The organism is Pseudomonas brassicacearum, assembly GCF_003732175.1.
Classification (GTDB): domain Bacteria; phylum Pseudomonadota; class Gammaproteobacteria; order Pseudomonadales; family Pseudomonadaceae; genus Aquipseudomonas; species Aquipseudomonas brassicacearum_G.
This window is the reverse complement of the sequence record NZ_MOBI01000020.1, coordinates 61,515-77,199: the sequence shown is the minus strand read 5'-3', so window position 1 is coordinate 77,199 and position 15,685 is coordinate 61,515. Positions and strand designations below refer to the sequence as shown.

The following is a 15,685-nucleotide window of genomic DNA, read 5'->3' as shown; positions in this document are numbered from 1 at the left end:
CGTCCTGCCTACTGCCCGGTTACCTGGGCAAGTGGAAGAGAGGTGTCGTCGATCTGCACTTTTTCGCCGGGACGGGCGTGCTGCAGGCCTTCGATGACAATACGATCGCCGGGCTTGAGGCCGCCGGTGACGATCCAGCGATCCTTCTGCACCTGGCCGAGCTGCACCGGTTGCTGACTGACACGGGCGTCGGCGTCGAGCAACAGCACCTGAGCAATACCGGCGCTGTCACGCAGGATCGCCCGTTGCGGCACGCTGATACCGTGCTGATTCACCGCTTGCTCCAGGCGCACGCGGATGAAACTGCCCGGCAGCAGGTCGAGGTCCGGGTTGGGGAATTCGCTGCGCAGAATGATCTGGCCGGTACTCGGGTCGACACTGATGTCGGTGAACAGCAGCTTGCCCGGCAACGGATAGAGGCTGCCGTCGTCCTGAATCAGCGTAGCTTTGGCCTGGTCCTGGCCGACCTGCTGCATCTGCCCGGCACGAAACGCCCGGCGCAATTCGTTGAGTTCGCGGGTCGACTGGGTCAGGTCGGCGTGGATCGGGTCCAGTTGCTGGATCAGTGCCAATGGCGTGCTTTCGTTCTGCCCGACCAGCGCGCCTTCGGTGACCAGTGCACGGCCAACCCGCCCGGAAATCGGTGCGGTGACGGTGGCGTAACCGAGGTTCAGTTTCGCCCGTTGCACAGCGGCCTGATTGGCCGCGACATCGGCAGCGGTCTGCCGGACGGCCGCGCGGGCGTTGTCGTAATCCTGGCCGCTGATGGCGTTGCCTTCGATCAACTGGGCGTAACGCTGCTCTTGCAAGCGCGCTTGAAAGGCATTGGCCTCGGCTTTGCGCAACGCCGCCTGGGCGCTGTCCAGATCAGCCTTGAACGGTGCCGGATCGATGCGAAACAGCACATCGCCCTGTTTGACGTCGCTGCCTTCGCGGAAGGTCCGTTGCAGGACCACGCCGGCCACCCGGGCGCGGACTTCGGCGATACGCGGCGCGGCGATCCGCCCACTCAGCTCGCTGCTGATCGACAGTGGCCGGGCTGAGAGGGTTTCGATCCGGACCGTGGCCAGCGGCGCTGTTTCTTCGGCAGTGGAGGACTTGTCGCACGCACTCAGCGTCATTGCCAAGGCAATCAGGCCGAGCTTCGCAAACAGGTTCTTTGACATGTAAATACCCCAATAATGACCCCGGCATCCTACGGGGAGGGGACGAGCGTAGCGGTGAAGCTTTGTAGGTGCTGTGTGAAATTGTGTAAGGGTTTTACTCAGGTATGCGTGAGGGCGTATATCCTTGGACGCTTGATTTCTATTGCGACGGGTAGATTGCCATCGCGAGCAGGCTCGCTCCCACAGTAGGTCGGTGGTGTTCACAGTATCTGCGTCCACATCAGATCCCTTGTGGGAGCGAGCCTGCTCGCGATGGCGGTTTATCGGACGCCACCGCACTTTCTGGAAACATCCATGCCCAACATCCTCCTGGTCGAAGACGATTCCGCGCTCTCTGAATTGATTGCCAGCTACCTTGAACGCAATGGCTATCAGGTCAGTGTGATCAGTCGTGGCGACCATGTGCGCGAACGGGCGCGGGTCGATCCGCCGGATCTGGTGATCCTCGACCTGATGCTGCCGGGCCTCGATGGCTTGCAGGTCTGTCGTTTGCTGCGCGCCGATTCGGCGACCCTGCCGATTCTGATGCTGACGGCCCGCGACGACAGTCACGACCAGGTGCTGGGCCTGGAGATGGGCGCCGACGATTACGTCACCAAGCCGTGCGAGCCGCGCGTGCTGCTGGCCCGGGTGCGGACCTTGCTGCGGCGCAGCAGCCTGAACGAGCCGCAGACCGCCAGCGACCGGATCCTCATGGGCAATCTCTGCATCGATCTGTCAGAGCGCACCGTGACCTGGCGCGAGCAGCTGGTCGAACTGTCCAGCGGCGAATACAACCTGTTGGTGGTACTGGCTCGCCACGCCGGTGAAGTGCTCAGCCGCGACCAGATCCTGCAACGCCTGCGCGGCATCGAATTCAACGGCACCGACCGCTCGGTGGACGTGGCGATTTCCAAGCTGCGGCGCAAATTCGACGACCATGCCGGCGAAGCGCGCAAGATCAAAACCGTGTGGGGCAAGGGCTATCTGTTCAGCCGCTCCGAGTGGGAATGCTGAACATGCTGCGCATACTGATCCGCCTCTACCTGATCACCATCGTCACCTTCAGCGCGGCGATTTATTTCATCCCGGATCTGGTGATCAAGGTTTTTCACGAGCGATTCGTGAACTACAACCTTGATCAGTCGCGAGGCTTGCAGAAGCTGATCACCAAACAGTTTCACGGAGTGCCGACCGAGCAATGGACACATCTGGCGGCGCAGCTGGACCAGGACTTCAGCCCGTTGCACGTGGCACTGGTGCGTAATGACGATGCGGATTTCACCCCCTACGAACGTGAGCGTCTGGAGCGCGGTGAAAACGTCATCCGCATGGGCGACTGGGGCTGGCGCACGCTGGCGGTCTCGCCGCTGGATCAGCAACTGTCGGTGAAACTGGTGGTGCCGCCGGACCCGCTGGACGTCAATTTGTTGTACTGGAGCATTAACGTACTGATTGGCGGCGCGCTGCTGGCGTGTCTGTTGATCTGGCTGCGGCCGCACTGGCGCGATCTGGAACGGCTGAAAAATACCGCTGAGCGCTTCGGCAAGGGCCACTTGAGCGAACGCACACAGATCCCGCCGAGTTCGAACATCGGCAGCCTGGCCAACGTTTTCGACACCATGGCCGGCGATATCGAAAACCTCCTGAACCAGCAACGTGATTTGCTCAACGCGGTGTCCCACGAATTGCGCACGCCGTTGACCCGACTGGACTTTGGCCTGGCACTGGCATTGTCCGACGACTTGCCGGCCGCCAGTCGCGAGCGTTTGCAGGGCCTGGTTGCACACATTCGCGAACTGGACGAACTGGTGCTGGAGTTGCTCTCCTACAGCCGCTTGCAGAATCCGGCACAGGTGCCGGAGCAGGTGGACGTGTCGCTGGATGAGTTTATCGACAGCATACTGGGCAGCGTCGATGAAGAACTGGAGTCGCCGGACATCGTCATCGACGTCTTGCTGCACGGCCAGTTCGAACGCTTCAGCCTCGACCCGCGCCTGACCGCCCGAGCGATCCAGAACCTGCTGCGCAACGCCATGCGCTATTGCGAAAAACGAATTCAGATCGGTGTGCAGGTCTGCCCCAAAGGGTGTGAAATCTGGGTCGACGATGACGGCATCGGCATTCCGGAAGACGAACGCGAGCGGATCTTCGAGCCTTTCTATCGCCTGGACCGCAGCCGCGACCGCGCCACGGGCGGGTTTGGCCTGGGGCTGGCGATCAGCCGTCGGGCCCTGGAAGCCCAGGCCGGCACGCTGACGGCCGAAACCTCGCCGCTGGGCGGGGCGCGGTTCCGGTTGTGGTTACCGACCCCGGCCTGATCTTGCGCCACCGATGATCGTTCCCACGCTCCCGCGTGGGAATGCCGCCCCGGACGCTCTGCGTCCGCTGTGACGCAGAGCGTCACTGGATGCATTCCCACGCAGAGCATGGGAACGATCAAATCAAACAGAAACTTCAGCAGCGGTGATCAACCCCACCCCAGCCTGGTCCATCCGTTCCATGGCCGAGGCCAGCGAGCCGTTCAGGTCGATCGCCCGGCACGCATCCAGCACTACCGTGGCATTGAACCCGGCTGCGCGGGCGTCCAGCGCCGAGAACATCACGCAGAAATCCAGCGCGAGTCCAACCATGAACACCGTATCGATCCCGCGCTCCCTCAAGTACCCGGCCAAACCGGTGGGGGTGCTGCGGTCTGCTTCCAGAAACGCCGAATAGCTGTCGATGTCCGGGTTACACCCTTTGCGGATGATCAACTGGGCGTGGGGCAGGTTCAGTTCGGCGTGCAGTTCGGCGCCAGTGGTGGCTTGCACACAATGTTCAGGCCACAGGGTCTGGGCGCCGTAAGGCAATTCAATCACATCATAGGGTTGGCGTCCGGGATGGCTGGACGCGAACGAGGCGTGCCCGGCCGGATGCCAGTCCTGGGCAATGATCACCTGGGTGAACTGACCGGCAAGGCGATTGATCAAGGGAATGATCCGGTCGCCCTCGGGTACCGCCAGTCGACCGCCGGGAGTGAAGTCGTTTTGTACATCAATGACCAATAGGGCGCAGTGTGATTGAGCGGATGTGGACGTCATGGCCGGGTTACCTCCCTGGAAGTGGAAACGCAAGCATAGCGTCAGGTTCAGACTCTTCAAACGCTGAACCGACTCCTGAACAATGTCCCCACCCCCCTACGGGGGGAGAGCTATTAGTCGGCGGGCAGTAACCGCTGGCGACAATCGAGTGTCAGGCGGGCGCCGCCGAGTTCGCTGCTGCCGACGTCCAGGGCGAACCCGTGCAGGTTCACGATGGCCGCGACAATCGATAAGCCGAGGCCGAAGCCACCGTTTTTAGCGTTGTCGTCGACGCGATAGAAACGTTGAAACACCGCCGTGCGTTTGTCCGCCGGGATGCCGGGGCCGGAGTCGAGTACTTCAATGCGTGTGCTGCCGGCATTGTCGATTGCCCGCACAATCACCTGACCGCCCGCGGGGGTGAACTTGATCGAGTTGCTCAGTAAGTTCGACAGGGCTTCAAACAACAACGCCCGGTCGCCGGTCAGCGCCGGCAAGGTCTGCGGTGTTTGCAGGCTTAAATTCAGTTGGCCTTCTTCGGCCAGCGGCAGGTAAAAATCGTACAGTTCCTGCAGCAACGGCAATGGATCGAACACCACAAAGCCCGAACGCCGTTGTTGATCCTCCAGTTCGGAAATCCGCAGCAGCCCGCGAAAGCGCGCCATCAGGGTGTCGGTCTCGGCAATCACCTGATCCAGCTGCAGCGCCTCGGCAGAACCTTCGACGGCCTGCTGTTGAATGCGGTAAAGCTGCGCGCGCAGCCGGGTGAGCGGGGTGCGCAGGTCGTGGGCGATGTTGTCGCAAACCCCCTTGACCTCGTTCACCAAGCGCTCGATGCGTTCGAGCATGGCGTTGACGATGGCTGCAAGCATGTCCAGCTCATCGCGGCGGCTGGACAGCGGCAAACGGTGGTTCAGGTTGCCGGCGACGATGGCTTCGGCGCTCGCCTGCAAGGCGCGAATCCGTTGTAACGGCCGACGGCGCAACAAGTGCCAACCGGCGATACCGGGGATGATGGTCAGCGAGACTCCCCAGAACAGGGCATGCAGGATGATCCGTGTGACCGCAAACAACGAACCGTTGTCACGCACCAGGACCAGCCAGCGGCCATCCAGTGTGTGGGTCACCACCGCGTCGCAACTGTCGGATGGCAGGCGGGCGTCATCCGGATCGGCGCAGTCGCCCAGTGAATGAATCTTGCCGTCCAGCGGCAGGCCGGCGGGGATCTTGCGAATCAGCCCGTGCAGAGGCCGATGCTGTTCGTCGAACAGCCCGTAGGCGTCGATACCGCGCTGGTCGAAGGTGATGCTGGCAATCAGCGCCTCATCCAGCTGATCGCCGTGGAAGCGCGAAAACAGGTGCTGGCGTTGCATCAGCGAATGTTTGGCAAGGTTCTCCAGGTAGCTGGAAACCTCGTAATACATCACCCCCATGAGCAGACAGCTCCAGACCACGAACAGTGCACTGTAGAGCGCCAGCAAACGGCTGCTGGAGGAGCGCCAGCCTTTAGACGGGTTCAGCAATGACATAACCCGAGCCTCGCACAGTCCGTATCAGCGGTAGTTGGCCCGGTAGGTCGATCTTTTTGCGCAGACGTCCGATGTGCACATCGATCAGGTTGGTGCCGGGGTCGAAGTGATAGCCCCAGACCTCTTCGAAAATCATCATCCGCGTGAGGATTTGCCCGGTATTGCGCAACAGAAACTCCAACAATTTGTATTCGGTCGGCAGCAGGCTCAGCAACTGTCCGCCGCGACTGGCTTCGCGGCTGATCAGGTTGAGCTCCAGGTCGGCCACGCGCAGCGTCGTGGTGTAGTCCTTGACGGTGTTCTGGCGTCGCAGCAGGACTTCGACGCGGGCGGCCATTTCGTCGGTGGCAAAGGGTTTGGTCAGGTAATCGTCGCCGCCGGCGCGTAAGCCGCGAACACGCTCATCGACGTCGGACAGGGCGCTGATCATCAGAATCGGCGTCGACACGCCCATGGTTCGCAAGGTGGTGACAATCGCCAGGCCGTCGAGCTCCGGCAGCATGCGGTCAAGGGTGATCAGGTCGTAGTCACCGCTGACTGCCCGCGCCAGGCCTTCTCGACCATTGGCGACCCAGTCCACCTGCAGGCCATGGCTGCTCAGCTCGGCAACGATCTCCCGTGCAGTGACAGCGTCGTCTTCAATGGTCAGGATTCGGGTCATGGGGCTTGCCTGAGAATAAGTGAAATACACGGGTGGCAGTGTGCCAAGAAATGCCGGCAAGGGTTCTAAAAAAACTTTCATACAAGGTAAATCGCCTCCAGACAGACACGACTTTTCATCGCGTGTGACAGAAGGAGGCGCGGCACGGTTCACTGGCCTGGATCAATATTTTGCTTTGGCATATCACGTAACGTAAAGGAATCAGGGCCTTGTAGCACCGTCAGTTACATTGTCTTGGCGCAGCGATGTTGCCTCATTGCACGACCGCAACAGGATGCTGACACCCCTTAATGACTTTTCACGGATGAAACATGCCATGCAACGCCTAGACCGTACCTTTGATATCCAGCCGCTTGTGCGGGCAGATATGACCATCGAACTCAATGGCCAGCCGGTCAGCGCCGCGATAGGCGAAACAGTGCTGACGGTCATTCAAGCCCTCGGCGTGCGTCAGGTCGCACGTAACGATCACGATCAGATCGGCGGGGCCTATTGCGGCATGGGCGTGTGCCAATGCTGTCTGGTGAAAATCAACGGCCGACACAAACGCCGCGCCTGCCAGACGCTGGTGCAGCCGGGAATGCGGGTCGAAACGGCAGTCAACCGCATTGCCGAGCAGGAGGCAATATGAGCCTGCATCCGGTCATCGTCGGCGGTGGCCCGGCGGGTATGGCGGCGGCCATTGAACTGGCCAGACACGGCGTGCACTGCACCTTGCTTGAAGAAGCTTCGCGGCTCGGTGGCGTGGTGTATCGCGGGCCGTTGCGCGACGGCGTGCAACTGGACTATCTGGGACCGCGTTACGCCGAGTCCCTGGCCAAACTGCATGGCGACTTTCTGGACCGTTGTGCGCTGATCGATGTGTGTTTGAACACGCGGGTTGTCGGTGCAGAAGGGACTCGGGCGCTGGTCATGCTGGACGCTGACGAACGCGTGCAGGAAATCACCTACCCGCAATTGTTGCTCGCCGCCGGATGCCATGAGCGTAGCGTACCGTTCCCCGGCTGGACATTGCCGGGGGTGATACTGCTGGGCGGCCTGCAACTGCAAATCAAGAGTGGCGTGGTCAAGCCGCAAATTCCGGTGGTGATCGCCGGTACCGGTCCGTTGTTGCCGTTGGTTGCCTGTCAATTGCATGCCAGCGGGGTGAAGGTCGCCGGAGTGTTCGAGGCCTGCGCGTTCGGCAAGATCGCCAAGGAAAGCCTGGCACTGCTGAACAAACCCCAATTGTTCCTCGACGGGCTGAGCATGCTCGCCTATCTGAAACTGCACCGAATCTCGATGCGCTACGGTTGGGGCGTGGTCGAGGCGCAAGGCGAGGGCGAGTTACGCAGCGTGACGGTCGCACCGTATTCCAGCAACTGGCAGCCAGACCTGAGTCGCGCCGAACAGGTGCCGGCGCACACCCTGGCGGTGGGCTATGGCTTTATTCCGCGTACTCAGCTGAGTCAGCAAATGGGCCTGGAACATGGCTTCAGCGATGACGGTTATCTGCGCGCCACAGCCAATATCTGGCAGCAAAGCAGCGAACCGCACGTTCACCTGGCCGGAGATATGGGCGGGATTCGCGGTGGTGAGGCAGCGATGCTCAGCGGCCGAATCGCTGCGCTGTCGATCCTTGTGCAGCGCGATGTGCTGAGCAGTGAGCAAGCACTGCACTTGCGCGAGCGCTATCTGGCGAAGCTCAAATCCATCGTGCGCTTTCGTGCAGCAGTGGATCGCTACACCGAACGCGGTGCCGGGCAAACGGCGTTGCCGGCTGCCGATACGCTGATCTGCCGCTGTGAAAACGCCACCCGGGCGGACATCGATCGCGCGCTGTCCCAAGGCGTTCAAGACATGGCCAGCCTGAAAATGCGTACGCGGGTGAGCATGGGCGATTGTCAGGGGCGGATGTGTGTCGGCTATTGCAGCGACCGCTTGCGTGAGGCCACCGGGCGCCAGGATGTGGGCTGGTTGCGCCCGCGTTTTCCCATCGAGCCGATTCCTTTTTCGGCTTTCCAGAACCTCGGCACGGATGCGTTGAATCATGAGTAAGTTCTACGATGTGGTGATTGCCGGTGGCGGTGTGATCGGGGCTTCTTGCGCCTATCAACTGTCGAAACGCAAGCATCTGAAAGTCGCGCTGATCGACGCCAAGCGTCCCGGCAACGCGACCCGCGCGTCGGCCGGCGGGCTGTGGGCGATTGGCGAGTCGGTGGGGTTGGGCTGCGGGGTGATCTTCTTTCGCATGATGTCGGCCAACCGCAAGCGCGAAACCCAGGGCACGGCGGTGGCGGTTGATTCCAGTACGCCGCACATCCTGCCGGATTCGTTCTTTGACTTTGCCCTGCAATCGAATGCGATGTACCCGGACCTGCACCGCGAGTTGCAGGAAAACCACGGCATGGATTTCAAGTTCGAAAAAACCGGGCTGAAGTTCGTGATCTACGACGATGAGGACCGCTTGTACGCCGAGCACATCGTCGCCTGCATTCCCCACCTGGCTGATCAGGTGCGCTGGCTTGACCAGGCCGCGTTGCGCGAGGCCGAGCCGAGCGTCAGCCATGAAGCGCGCGGGGCGCTGGAGTTTCTCTGCGACCATCAGGTCAGTCCGTTCCGCCTGGCGGACGCCTACACCGAAGGTGCCCGGCAGAATGGCGTCGACCTGTATTTCAACACCAACGTCACTGAGGTGTTGCGCCAGGGTTCGCGGGTGGTTGGTGTGCAGACGGCCGATGCCGGCGAGTTCCGTTGCGACACCTTGATCAACGCTGCCGGTGCCTGGGCCGCGGAGCTCAGCCTGAAAGCCACGGGCATCAGCATTCCGGTGAATCCGGTCAAGGGCCAGATCTTGCTGACCGAGCGCATGCCGAAGATCTTGCGCGGTTGCCTGACCACCAGTGATTGCTACCTCGCGCAGAAGGACAACGGCGAGATCCTGATCGGTAGCACCACCGAAGACAAAGGTTTCGACGTGACCACCACCTACCCGGAAGTCTTTGGGTTAGTGCAAGGCGCGATCCGCTGCATTCCGGAGCTTGAACACATCAATCTCAAGCGTTGCTGGGCCGGGTTGCGGCCGGGCTCACCGGACGAGTTACCGATTCTCGGGCCGATGAAAGGGGTTCAGGGCTATCTCAATGCCTGCGGACATTTCCGCACCGGCATCCTGACTTCGGCGATCACCGGCGTGTTGCTCGACAAACTGGTGAACAACGAAGCGTTGCCGCTGGACATCACACCGTTCCTGGCGGATCGGTTTGAGGTGAAGAAAGCGGTTGTGGTCAAGCAGGCAGAAATGGCCTGAATTGGCTCAGGCGTTCTGCGAGCAGCGGTAATAGCTGTTCGCAGGACGCTTCGATTTTCATGTCCAGCAAATCATCGGCGCGGGTCTTGCCCAGGTTGATGGCGATCAGCGGTTTGCCACGGCCGGCGATTACCCGACACAGGCGAAACGCCGAAAACGCCATCAGTGATGACCCCACCACCAGCAAACCCGCTGCTTGCTCGGCAGCGGCCATGGCCTTGGCGGCGGTGGCGTGCGCGACGTTTTCACCGAAAAACACCACGTCCGGTTTCATTCGCTCACCTGCGCAGTTTGGGCAACGGGGGACTTGAAAGTGCGACTCGAAGGCCGGGTCGAGCAGGGTGTCACCATCGGGTGCCTGAACCGCATCGACACCCGCCAGATAGGGGTTTTGCGCTTCCATGAGGCGCTGGATCGAGTCCCGGTCACTGCGTTGGCCGCAATCCAGGCACAACACCCGGTGCAAGCTGCCATGTAATTCGATCACGTCCGGGCTGCCAGCCTGATCGTGCAAGGTGTCGACATTCTGAGTGATCAGCCCGGCAATCTGCCGCTGCGCTTGCAACGTGGCCAAGGCTTCGTGGGCGGTATTCGGCCGCGCTTGCCGAACCCGTGGCCAACCGAGCATCGCCCGTGCCCAGTAGCGCTGGCGCGACTCGGGCGCTTTCAGGAACTCCTGATACATCATCGGCTGCCGGCCGCGCCGCACCCCATCGGTGTCGCGGTAATCGGGAATGCCCGACGCCGTGCTGATACCGGCGCCTGTGAGCACCAGCAACGGCTGCTCGACCATCAGGTTCTGAAGGTGGTCGAGCTGTTCGCGGATGGGGCTTTCGAACATGGTCAGCGCTCCGGTTGCCGGGTTTCACAACACGATGCAGGATAGTTGTTATTCGGTCTACTGCGAGGGGGTTGGCAGTTGAGCGAAAAACTGTGCTCTGACGTGCGTTTGTGGCGTCTAGCGTCTGTGTCCCCGCGGTGGTACGGGGCGTGAATTCGGAAGCCGGCATGCAAGCGTTGTTGAACGAGATTCTTGACACGGTTCGCCCCCTGATCGGACAGGGCAAGGTGGCTAATTACATTCCTGCGCTGGGCAGTGTGCCGGCCGATCAGTTGGGCATTGCGGTGTATGGCAATGACGGCGAGCTGTATTGCGCCGGCGATGCCCACACGCTGTTTTCGGTGCAGAGTATTTCCAAGGTGTTCAGCCTGGTGCAGGCCATCGAACATTCCGGCGAAGCGATCTGGGAGCGACTCGGTCACGAGCCTTCCGGCCAGCCGTTCAACTCGCTGGTGCAGCTGGAGTTCGAACGCGGTCGACCGCGCAATCCATTCATCAATGCCGGGGCGTTGGTGATCTGCGACATCAATCAGTCACGCTTTGCCGCGCCAGCGCTGTCGATGCGTGATTTTGTGCGGCGGTTGTCCGGCAATCCGCAGGTGATGGTCGACAGTAAAGTCGCCGAGTCGGAGTACCAGCACCGTGCGCGCAACGCGGCGATGGCGTACCTGATGCAATCGTTCGGCAACTTTCATAACGATGTGGAAGCAGTGCTGCGCAGCTACTTCAGCCATTGTGCGCTGCGCATGAGCTGTGTCGATTTGGCCCGGGCCTTCTGTTTCCTGGCCAATGACGGGTTCTGCAAGCACAGCGGCCAACAGATCCTCACGGCGCGCCAGACCAAACAGGTCAACTCGATCATGGCCACCAGCGGTCTGTATGACGAAGCCGGCAACTTTGCCTATCGCGTCGGTCTACCGGGCAAGAGCGGTGTAGGCGGTGGCATCGTGGCCGTGGTGCCGGGGCGCTTTACCGTGTGCGTCTGGTCACCGGAGCTGAACCCGGCAGGTAACTCGCTGGCCGGCATGGCGGCGTTGGAGTTGCTGAGTCAGCGCATTGGCTGGTCGGTGTTCTAACCTCCCCAAAAACCTGAACTTGATCGTTCCCATGCTCCGCGTGGGAATGCCTCTAGGGACGCTCTGCGTCCAGTGACGCGGAGCGTCACGGGCTGCATTCCCACGCAGAGCGTGGGAACGAGCAGCGTGTTGGCCGCTACTTTGGTGAATCAGGTGGATCGAGATGGTCCAGTGCGCGATTCACCGCCAACTCGGCCAGCGAAATCATCTGCTGAATCGCCAGCGCGGTATTGCGTTTGGGGCCTTCGAGGTCGAACGCCAGATCGCTGGCCATGACATTGGCCGAGGCGAGGGTTTCGCAGGCGTGGGCCAGCAGGGTTTCAGAGTCGATGTCGGGGGCGATGACGAAAATGCAGCCGGGGCGTCGGTCGGTTAACAATGCCTTGGTCTCGGGCAGCACCAGGTAATGATCGAGCGCACGGTGTGCGGCGGCGTGGAGTTCTTTTGAGTCGAGGGAGGCGTAGGGGGAAACCGGGTCGGTTTCGGGGGGATTTGGAGTGGCTTTGAACATGGTGAACCTCGCTTTGTCATTGTGAGTTACCACCGTCTGCCGCCAAGCAGATTGGGTGGCGGGTTACACAAGTTTGGCGGACCGGCTCAAAGCGCAAAAATGCCGGTATCCCCGAAGGGATCCTTGGGCAACCCGCCATGACACAGGAGAGCAGGCACTAAAAAGTGCCGTCAATCATGGTTGGGACGCTGTTGCGCGCATTGAATACCGAGCCGCCAAGCCCGTTCGCTGAATGGTCAGCGACACGGAAACGATAGAGGCGAGGGCCAAAGCGCACAAGCCGGCGGATTCTGGCGCAGGTGTAGGCCGTGACGCAAGGCGTTGTAGCCTCTGATGGGCGCTGTGTAGGCAAGCTTAAACACCCGTCGTAGCAGCTACCGAGCCCGCGAGGCTGCGTTCGGTCTGGGCCGCATCCGGACGAAGCGGTCGTAAAATCAGGCAACACGTTCGTTCAGGAAAACCGCGTACGCCGGATTGGCGAGGACTGCGTCCGAACGCGGCCCGCCTCTAACGCAGCCTCGCGGGCTCGGCAGCTGCTACGGGCACTGTTACTCCGGTGGGATCCAGTGCCCGATTCACCGCCAACTCTGCTAGTGAAATTGATCGTTCCCATGCTCCGCGTGGGAATGCCTCTAGGGACGCTCCGCGTCCAGTGACGCGGAGCGTCACGGGCTGCATTCCCACGCAGAGCGTGGGAACGAGCAGCGTGTTGGCGTACTACTGCGGTGAATCCGGTGGATCGAGGTGGTCCAGTGCGCGATTCACCGCCAACTCGGCCAGGGAAATCATCTGTTGAATTGCCAGCGCGGTATTGCGTTTGGGGCCTTCGAGGTCGAATGCCAGATCGCTGGCCATGACATTGGCTGAGGCCAGGGTTTCGCAGGCATGGGCCAATAGGGTTTCAGAGCCGACGTCGGGGGCGATGACGAAAATGCAGCCGGGGCGTCGGTCGGTTAACAATGCCTTGGTTTCAGGCAACACCAGGTAATGATCGAGCGCACGGTGCGCGGCGGCGTGGAGTTCTTTCGAGTCTAGGGAAGCGTAGGGGGAAACAGGGTCGGTTTCGGGAGGGTTCGGCGTAGGTTTGAACATTGGGGGTCATCCGTAAGTAGGGCTGCAACCATTGCGCTACTAAACGAAAGGGTGGCAGCTGTGCGCAAGTTAGTAGACCGGGTAACCCACCAAAACCGGCGCGCCCGAGGGCGCCATGCGCACAGCTACCATCAAGTGCAGGGAAACCCTGACTGGATGACGCTCATGCAGCCGTTGGAAAGTTAACGCGGGCTACTAAACCCGATCACTGATGAGCAGTGACACGGAGACAATAGAGGCGAGGACCAAAGCGCACAAGCCGGCGGATTCTGGCGCAGGTGTAGGCCGTGACGCAAGGCGTTGTAGCCTCTGATGGGCACTGCGTAGGCAAGCTTAAACACCCGTAGCCTGTAATTGGCTGTTCGTTTTTTGCGTTTCAATAGAAGTGTGCGGGCAGCCGATAGCGACCGCCCGCCGTCGTAGGAGCATGGCTTGCCAGCGATGGGGCCCGTGAGATCGCCATCGCCGGCAAGCCGTGCTCCTACAAGGCCGGTTTTGCTTTACGTTTGGTGGCAGGCGCGGTTTTGCGCTGAGTGGTCTTACGTTTGTTCTTCCAGGGCGCCGCCGCTTTGCCGGCCGGGCTTGCCGGGCCGCTGATGGTCAGGCGCAGGCCGGTGCAGCGGCCGACCTGTTTGCTCATCCAGGCGGCTTGTTTGGCGACGAACTCTTCAAGGCTCATTTCGCCGCTTTGCACCATGTCCAGGGCTTGTTCCCAGATGGCTGTGGTGCCGGGGTCGGCGATGGCTCGGGGCACGGCGTCGATCAGGCTGAAGGCCGGCGGTGTGGCGGCCAGGGCCTTGCCGTTCTTGATCAGGTAGCCTCGATCCAGCAACCCCTGAATGATTCCCGCGCGAGTCGCCTCGGTGCCGATGCCGGTGGTGTCCTTGAGCTTTTGCTTGAGCAGCGGATCTTCCACCAGTTTGGCGACGTTCTTCATTGCCTTGATCAGGTCACCTTCGGTAAATGGCTTGGGTGGCTGGGTCCAGAGGTCCTTCAGCGTCACGTTGGCGACGGCGTAGTCGCACCCTTGAGCCAGTGCCGGCAGCATCTGCGGTGCCGGGGCTTCCCGTCCTTTCGCCGGCGCCAACGCTTCGGGCAGTGCGCGCTTCCAGCCTGGCTCGACGATCAGTTTGCCCACCGCACGCAACGCTTGCCCGGCGCAGTCGAAGTCAGCCTGGGTGCGGTCGTATTCGTGATTGGGCAGGAACTGCGCCAGATACCGCGCCCGGATCAAGGTGTAGACCGCACGGTGCTTGCCGGTCAGGCGTTCGAAGTTTTTTGCCGCCGCCGTGGGGATGATCCCGTGGTGGGCGCTGACCTTGGCGTCGTTCCAGGCCCGCGACCGGCGTTGTGGCTCAAGGTGCTTGAGCAACTCGCCGAGGCTGGGGTCGGCACGCCCAAGGGCGGCGAGAATGCCCGGTGCTTCGCTGTGCTGACTCAGCGGCAAGTAGCCGCAGTCACTGCGCGGGTAAGTGATGACCTTGTGGGTTTCGTACAGCGCCTGTGCAACGTCCAGGGTTTCCTGGGCGCCGAGGCCGAGTTTTTTCGAGCAGATTTCTTGCAGCGTGCCAAGGTCGAACGGCAGCGGGGCGGCTTCGCGGACCCGCTCGGTGCGCAGTTTGATCAGTCGCGCACTGGCGGCGTTGCGCATCGCCGCCGCAGCTTCCTGGGCCAGCGCCTGATTCAGGCAGCGGTCCTGCTCGTCGCAGACATCCGGTGCCGCACGCCATTGAGCGGCGAACGGGATGTTGTCATGCAGCAGTTGTACGTCGATGGCCCAATACGGCACGGGCACGAAGTCGGCAATGCTGCGGTCTCGATCCACCACCAGTCGCAAAGTCGGGGTTTGCACCCGGCCCACCGGCAGCACGCCTTGATAGCCAGACTGACGCCCGAGCAGGGTGAACAGGCGGCTCATGTTCATGCCGATCAGCCAGTCTGCGCGCGAGCGCCCGAGCGCTGAGTGATAGAGGCAGAAGGTCTCGCCGCCGGGTTTGAGCGCCGCCAGGGCCTTGCGAATCGAGGCATCGTCCAGCGCCGACAGCCACAGGCGCTTGATCGGCCCGCGATAGCGGCAATGCTCCACCAGCTCGCGGGCAATCATCTCACCCTCACGGTCAGCGTCGGTGGCGATTACCAGTTCATCCGCTTCGCCGAGCAGCCGTTTGACCGCTTTGAACTGGCTGGCAGTCTTGGGTTTGACCAGCATCTTCCACTTCTCGGGAATGATCGGCAGGTCTTCCAGGACCCAGCGTTTATAGCGGGTGTCGTAGGCATCCGGCGGTGCGGTTTCCAGCAGGTGACCGATGCACCAGGTCACTGTGACGTCCGTTCCCAGCCAGCAGCCGTCGCCGCGCCGGCTGGCACCGAGCACCGCCGCAATGTCTTTGGCCTGGGAAGGTTTTTCACAGAGAAACAGCTGCATAACCACCATCAGTCATCAGGGTTTGAAGGTGCACAGCATGCGGGGTACAGCGGC

Annotated in this window: 14 protein-coding genes; 6 read left to right on the top strand and 8 right to left on the bottom strand. The window is 61.5% G+C overall.

The features are described from left to right. Positions 1-8: 8 nt before the first annotated feature. The gene (locus BK658_RS18050) at positions 9-1,166 is read right to left on the bottom strand and encodes an efflux RND transporter periplasmic adaptor subunit (RefSeq protein WP_123583457.1); all 1,158 of its coding nucleotides are present in this window, start codon (positions 1,164-1,166) and stop codon (positions 9-11) included. 294 nt (positions 1,167-1,460) lie between these two features. Between BK658_RS18050 and BK658_RS18045 the strand changes: the two genes are divergently transcribed. Next, positions 1,461-2,162: a response regulator gene (locus BK658_RS18045; protein ID WP_071550451.1), complete on the top strand. Its 702-nt coding sequence runs from the start codon at positions 1,461-1,463 to the stop codon at positions 2,160-2,162. A 2-nt stretch (positions 2,163-2,164) separates the two neighbouring features. Then, positions 2,165-3,466 (top strand): ATP-binding protein, encoded by a 1,302-nt coding sequence (locus tag BK658_RS18040; protein WP_123583456.1) that lies wholly within the window; start codon positions 2,165-2,167, stop codon positions 3,464-3,466. A gap of 123 nt (positions 3,467-3,589) precedes the next feature. Here the strand turns inward: BK658_RS18040 and pncA are convergent, their stop codons facing one another. From pncA to BK658_RS18025, 3 genes are all read right to left on the bottom strand, one after another. Further along, on the bottom strand, positions 3,590-4,228 hold the full coding sequence (gene pncA / locus BK658_RS18035) for a bifunctional nicotinamidase/pyrazinamidase (RefSeq protein WP_123583455.1): 639 nt from the start codon (positions 4,226-4,228) through the stop codon (positions 3,590-3,592). A gap of 113 nt (positions 4,229-4,341) precedes the next feature. After that, positions 4,342-5,736, bottom strand: a complete 1,395-nt coding sequence (locus tag BK658_RS18030; RefSeq protein ID WP_123583454.1) for a sensor histidine kinase — start codon at positions 5,734-5,736, stop codon at positions 4,342-4,344. Next, positions 5,714-6,397, bottom strand: coding sequence for a response regulator transcription factor (locus BK658_RS18025; RefSeq protein WP_103316361.1), 684 nt, complete (start codon positions 6,395-6,397; stop codon positions 5,714-5,716). Before BK658_RS18025 ends, BK658_RS18030 begins: the two co-directional genes overlap by 23 nt. Positions 6,398-6,713: 316 nt before the next feature. Here BK658_RS18025 and hcnA point away from each other — a divergent pair, with 316 nt between their 5' ends. From hcnA to hcnC, 3 genes are read left to right on the top strand one after another with little or no spacing between them, the layout of a single operon-like run. Beyond that, positions 6,714-7,028: a cyanide-forming glycine dehydrogenase subunit HcnA gene (gene hcnA / locus BK658_RS18020; protein WP_123583778.1), complete on the top strand. Its 315-nt coding sequence runs from the start codon at positions 6,714-6,716 to the stop codon at positions 7,026-7,028. After that, positions 7,025-8,434 (top strand): cyanide-forming glycine dehydrogenase subunit HcnB, encoded by a 1,410-nt coding sequence (hcnB, locus tag BK658_RS18015; protein ID WP_123583453.1) that lies wholly within the window; start codon positions 7,025-7,027, stop codon positions 8,432-8,434. The genes hcnA and hcnB overlap by 4 nt, the downstream gene beginning before the upstream one ends. After that, positions 8,427-9,686: a cyanide-forming glycine dehydrogenase subunit HcnC gene (gene hcnC / locus BK658_RS18010; RefSeq protein WP_123583452.1), complete on the top strand. Its 1,260-nt coding sequence runs from the start codon at positions 8,427-8,429 to the stop codon at positions 9,684-9,686. Before hcnB ends, hcnC begins: the two co-directional genes overlap by 8 nt. On the opposite strand, the gene BK658_RS18005 is transcribed toward hcnC, so the two are convergent. Then, positions 9,664-10,527: an NAD-dependent protein deacetylase gene (locus tag BK658_RS18005; RefSeq protein WP_123583451.1), complete on the bottom strand. Its 864-nt coding sequence runs from the start codon at positions 10,525-10,527 to the stop codon at positions 9,664-9,666. The two genes, hcnC and BK658_RS18005, sit on opposite strands and share 23 nt — an antisense overlap. Before the next feature lie 167 nt (positions 10,528-10,694). Here BK658_RS18005 and glsB point away from each other — a divergent pair, with 167 nt between their 5' ends. Then, positions 10,695-11,603: a glutaminase B gene (glsB, locus tag BK658_RS18000; RefSeq protein ID WP_123583450.1), complete on the top strand. Its 909-nt coding sequence runs from the start codon at positions 10,695-10,697 to the stop codon at positions 11,601-11,603. Positions 11,604-11,739: 136 nt separating this feature from the next. Here the strand turns inward: glsB and BK658_RS17995 are convergent, their stop codons facing one another. The 3 genes from BK658_RS17995 to BK658_RS17985 all read right to left on the bottom strand — a co-directional run bounded on the left by BK658_RS17995 (position 11,740) and on the right by BK658_RS17985 (position 15,631). Continuing rightward, positions 11,740-12,114, bottom strand: coding sequence for a DUF6124 family protein (locus tag BK658_RS17995; protein WP_123583449.1), 375 nt, complete (start codon positions 12,112-12,114; stop codon positions 11,740-11,742). A gap of 717 nt (positions 12,115-12,831) precedes the next feature. Further along, complete coding sequence (locus tag BK658_RS17990; RefSeq protein WP_123583448.1) at positions 12,832-13,206, bottom strand: DUF6124 family protein; 375 nt, start codon at positions 13,204-13,206, stop codon at positions 12,832-12,834. 481 nt (positions 13,207-13,687) lie between these two features. Then, a complete protein-coding gene (locus BK658_RS17985) occupies positions 13,688-15,631 on the bottom strand; it encodes a DNA topoisomerase III (RefSeq protein ID WP_123583447.1) in 1,944 nt (647 codons plus the stop codon). Between the last annotated feature and the right edge of the window lie 54 nt (positions 15,632-15,685).

Excerpts from the sequence above, each read along its gene's own strand:
- BK658_RS17995 (WP_123583449.1), bottom strand. The coding sequence starts at position 12,114 with ATGTTCAAAGCCACTCCAAATCCCCCCGAAACCGACCCGGTTTCCCCC.
- pncA (WP_123583455.1), bottom strand. The coding sequence starts at position 4,228 with ATGACGTCCACATCCGCTCAATCACACTGCGCCCTATTGGTCATTGAT.
- glsB (WP_123583450.1), top strand. The coding sequence starts at position 10,695 with ATGCAAGCGTTGTTGAACGAGATTCTTGACACGGTTCGCCCCCTGATC.
- BK658_RS18050 (WP_123583457.1), bottom strand. The coding sequence starts at position 1,166 with ATGTCAAAGAACCTGTTTGCGAAGCTCGGCCTGATTGCCTTGGCAATG.
- BK658_RS18045 (WP_071550451.1), top strand. The coding sequence starts at position 1,461 with ATGCCCAACATCCTCCTGGTCGAAGACGATTCCGCGCTCTCTGAATTG.
- BK658_RS18030 (WP_123583454.1), bottom strand. The coding sequence starts at position 5,736 with ATGTCATTGCTGAACCCGTCTAAAGGCTGGCGCTCCTCCAGCAGCCGT.
- BK658_RS17990 (WP_123583448.1), bottom strand. The coding sequence starts at position 13,206 with ATGTTCAAACCTACGCCGAACCCTCCCGAAACCGACCCTGTTTCCCCC.
- BK658_RS17985 (WP_123583447.1), bottom strand. The coding sequence starts at position 15,631 with ATGCAGCTGTTTCTCTGTGAAAAACCTTCCCAGGCCAAAGACATTGCG.
- hcnA (WP_123583778.1), top strand. The coding sequence starts at position 6,714 with ATGCAACGCCTAGACCGTACCTTTGATATCCAGCCGCTTGTGCGGGCA.
- BK658_RS18005 (WP_123583451.1), bottom strand. The coding sequence starts at position 10,527 with ATGTTCGAAAGCCCCATCCGCGAACAGCTCGACCACCTTCAGAACCTG.
- hcnC (WP_123583452.1), top strand. The coding sequence starts at position 8,427 with ATGAGTAAGTTCTACGATGTGGTGATTGCCGGTGGCGGTGTGATCGGG.
- hcnB (WP_123583453.1), top strand. The coding sequence starts at position 7,025 with ATGAGCCTGCATCCGGTCATCGTCGGCGGTGGCCCGGCGGGTATGGCG.
- BK658_RS18040 (WP_123583456.1), top strand. The coding sequence starts at position 2,165 with ATGCTGCGCATACTGATCCGCCTCTACCTGATCACCATCGTCACCTTC.
- BK658_RS18025 (WP_103316361.1), bottom strand. The coding sequence starts at position 6,397 with ATGACCCGAATCCTGACCATTGAAGACGACGCTGTCACTGCACGGGAG.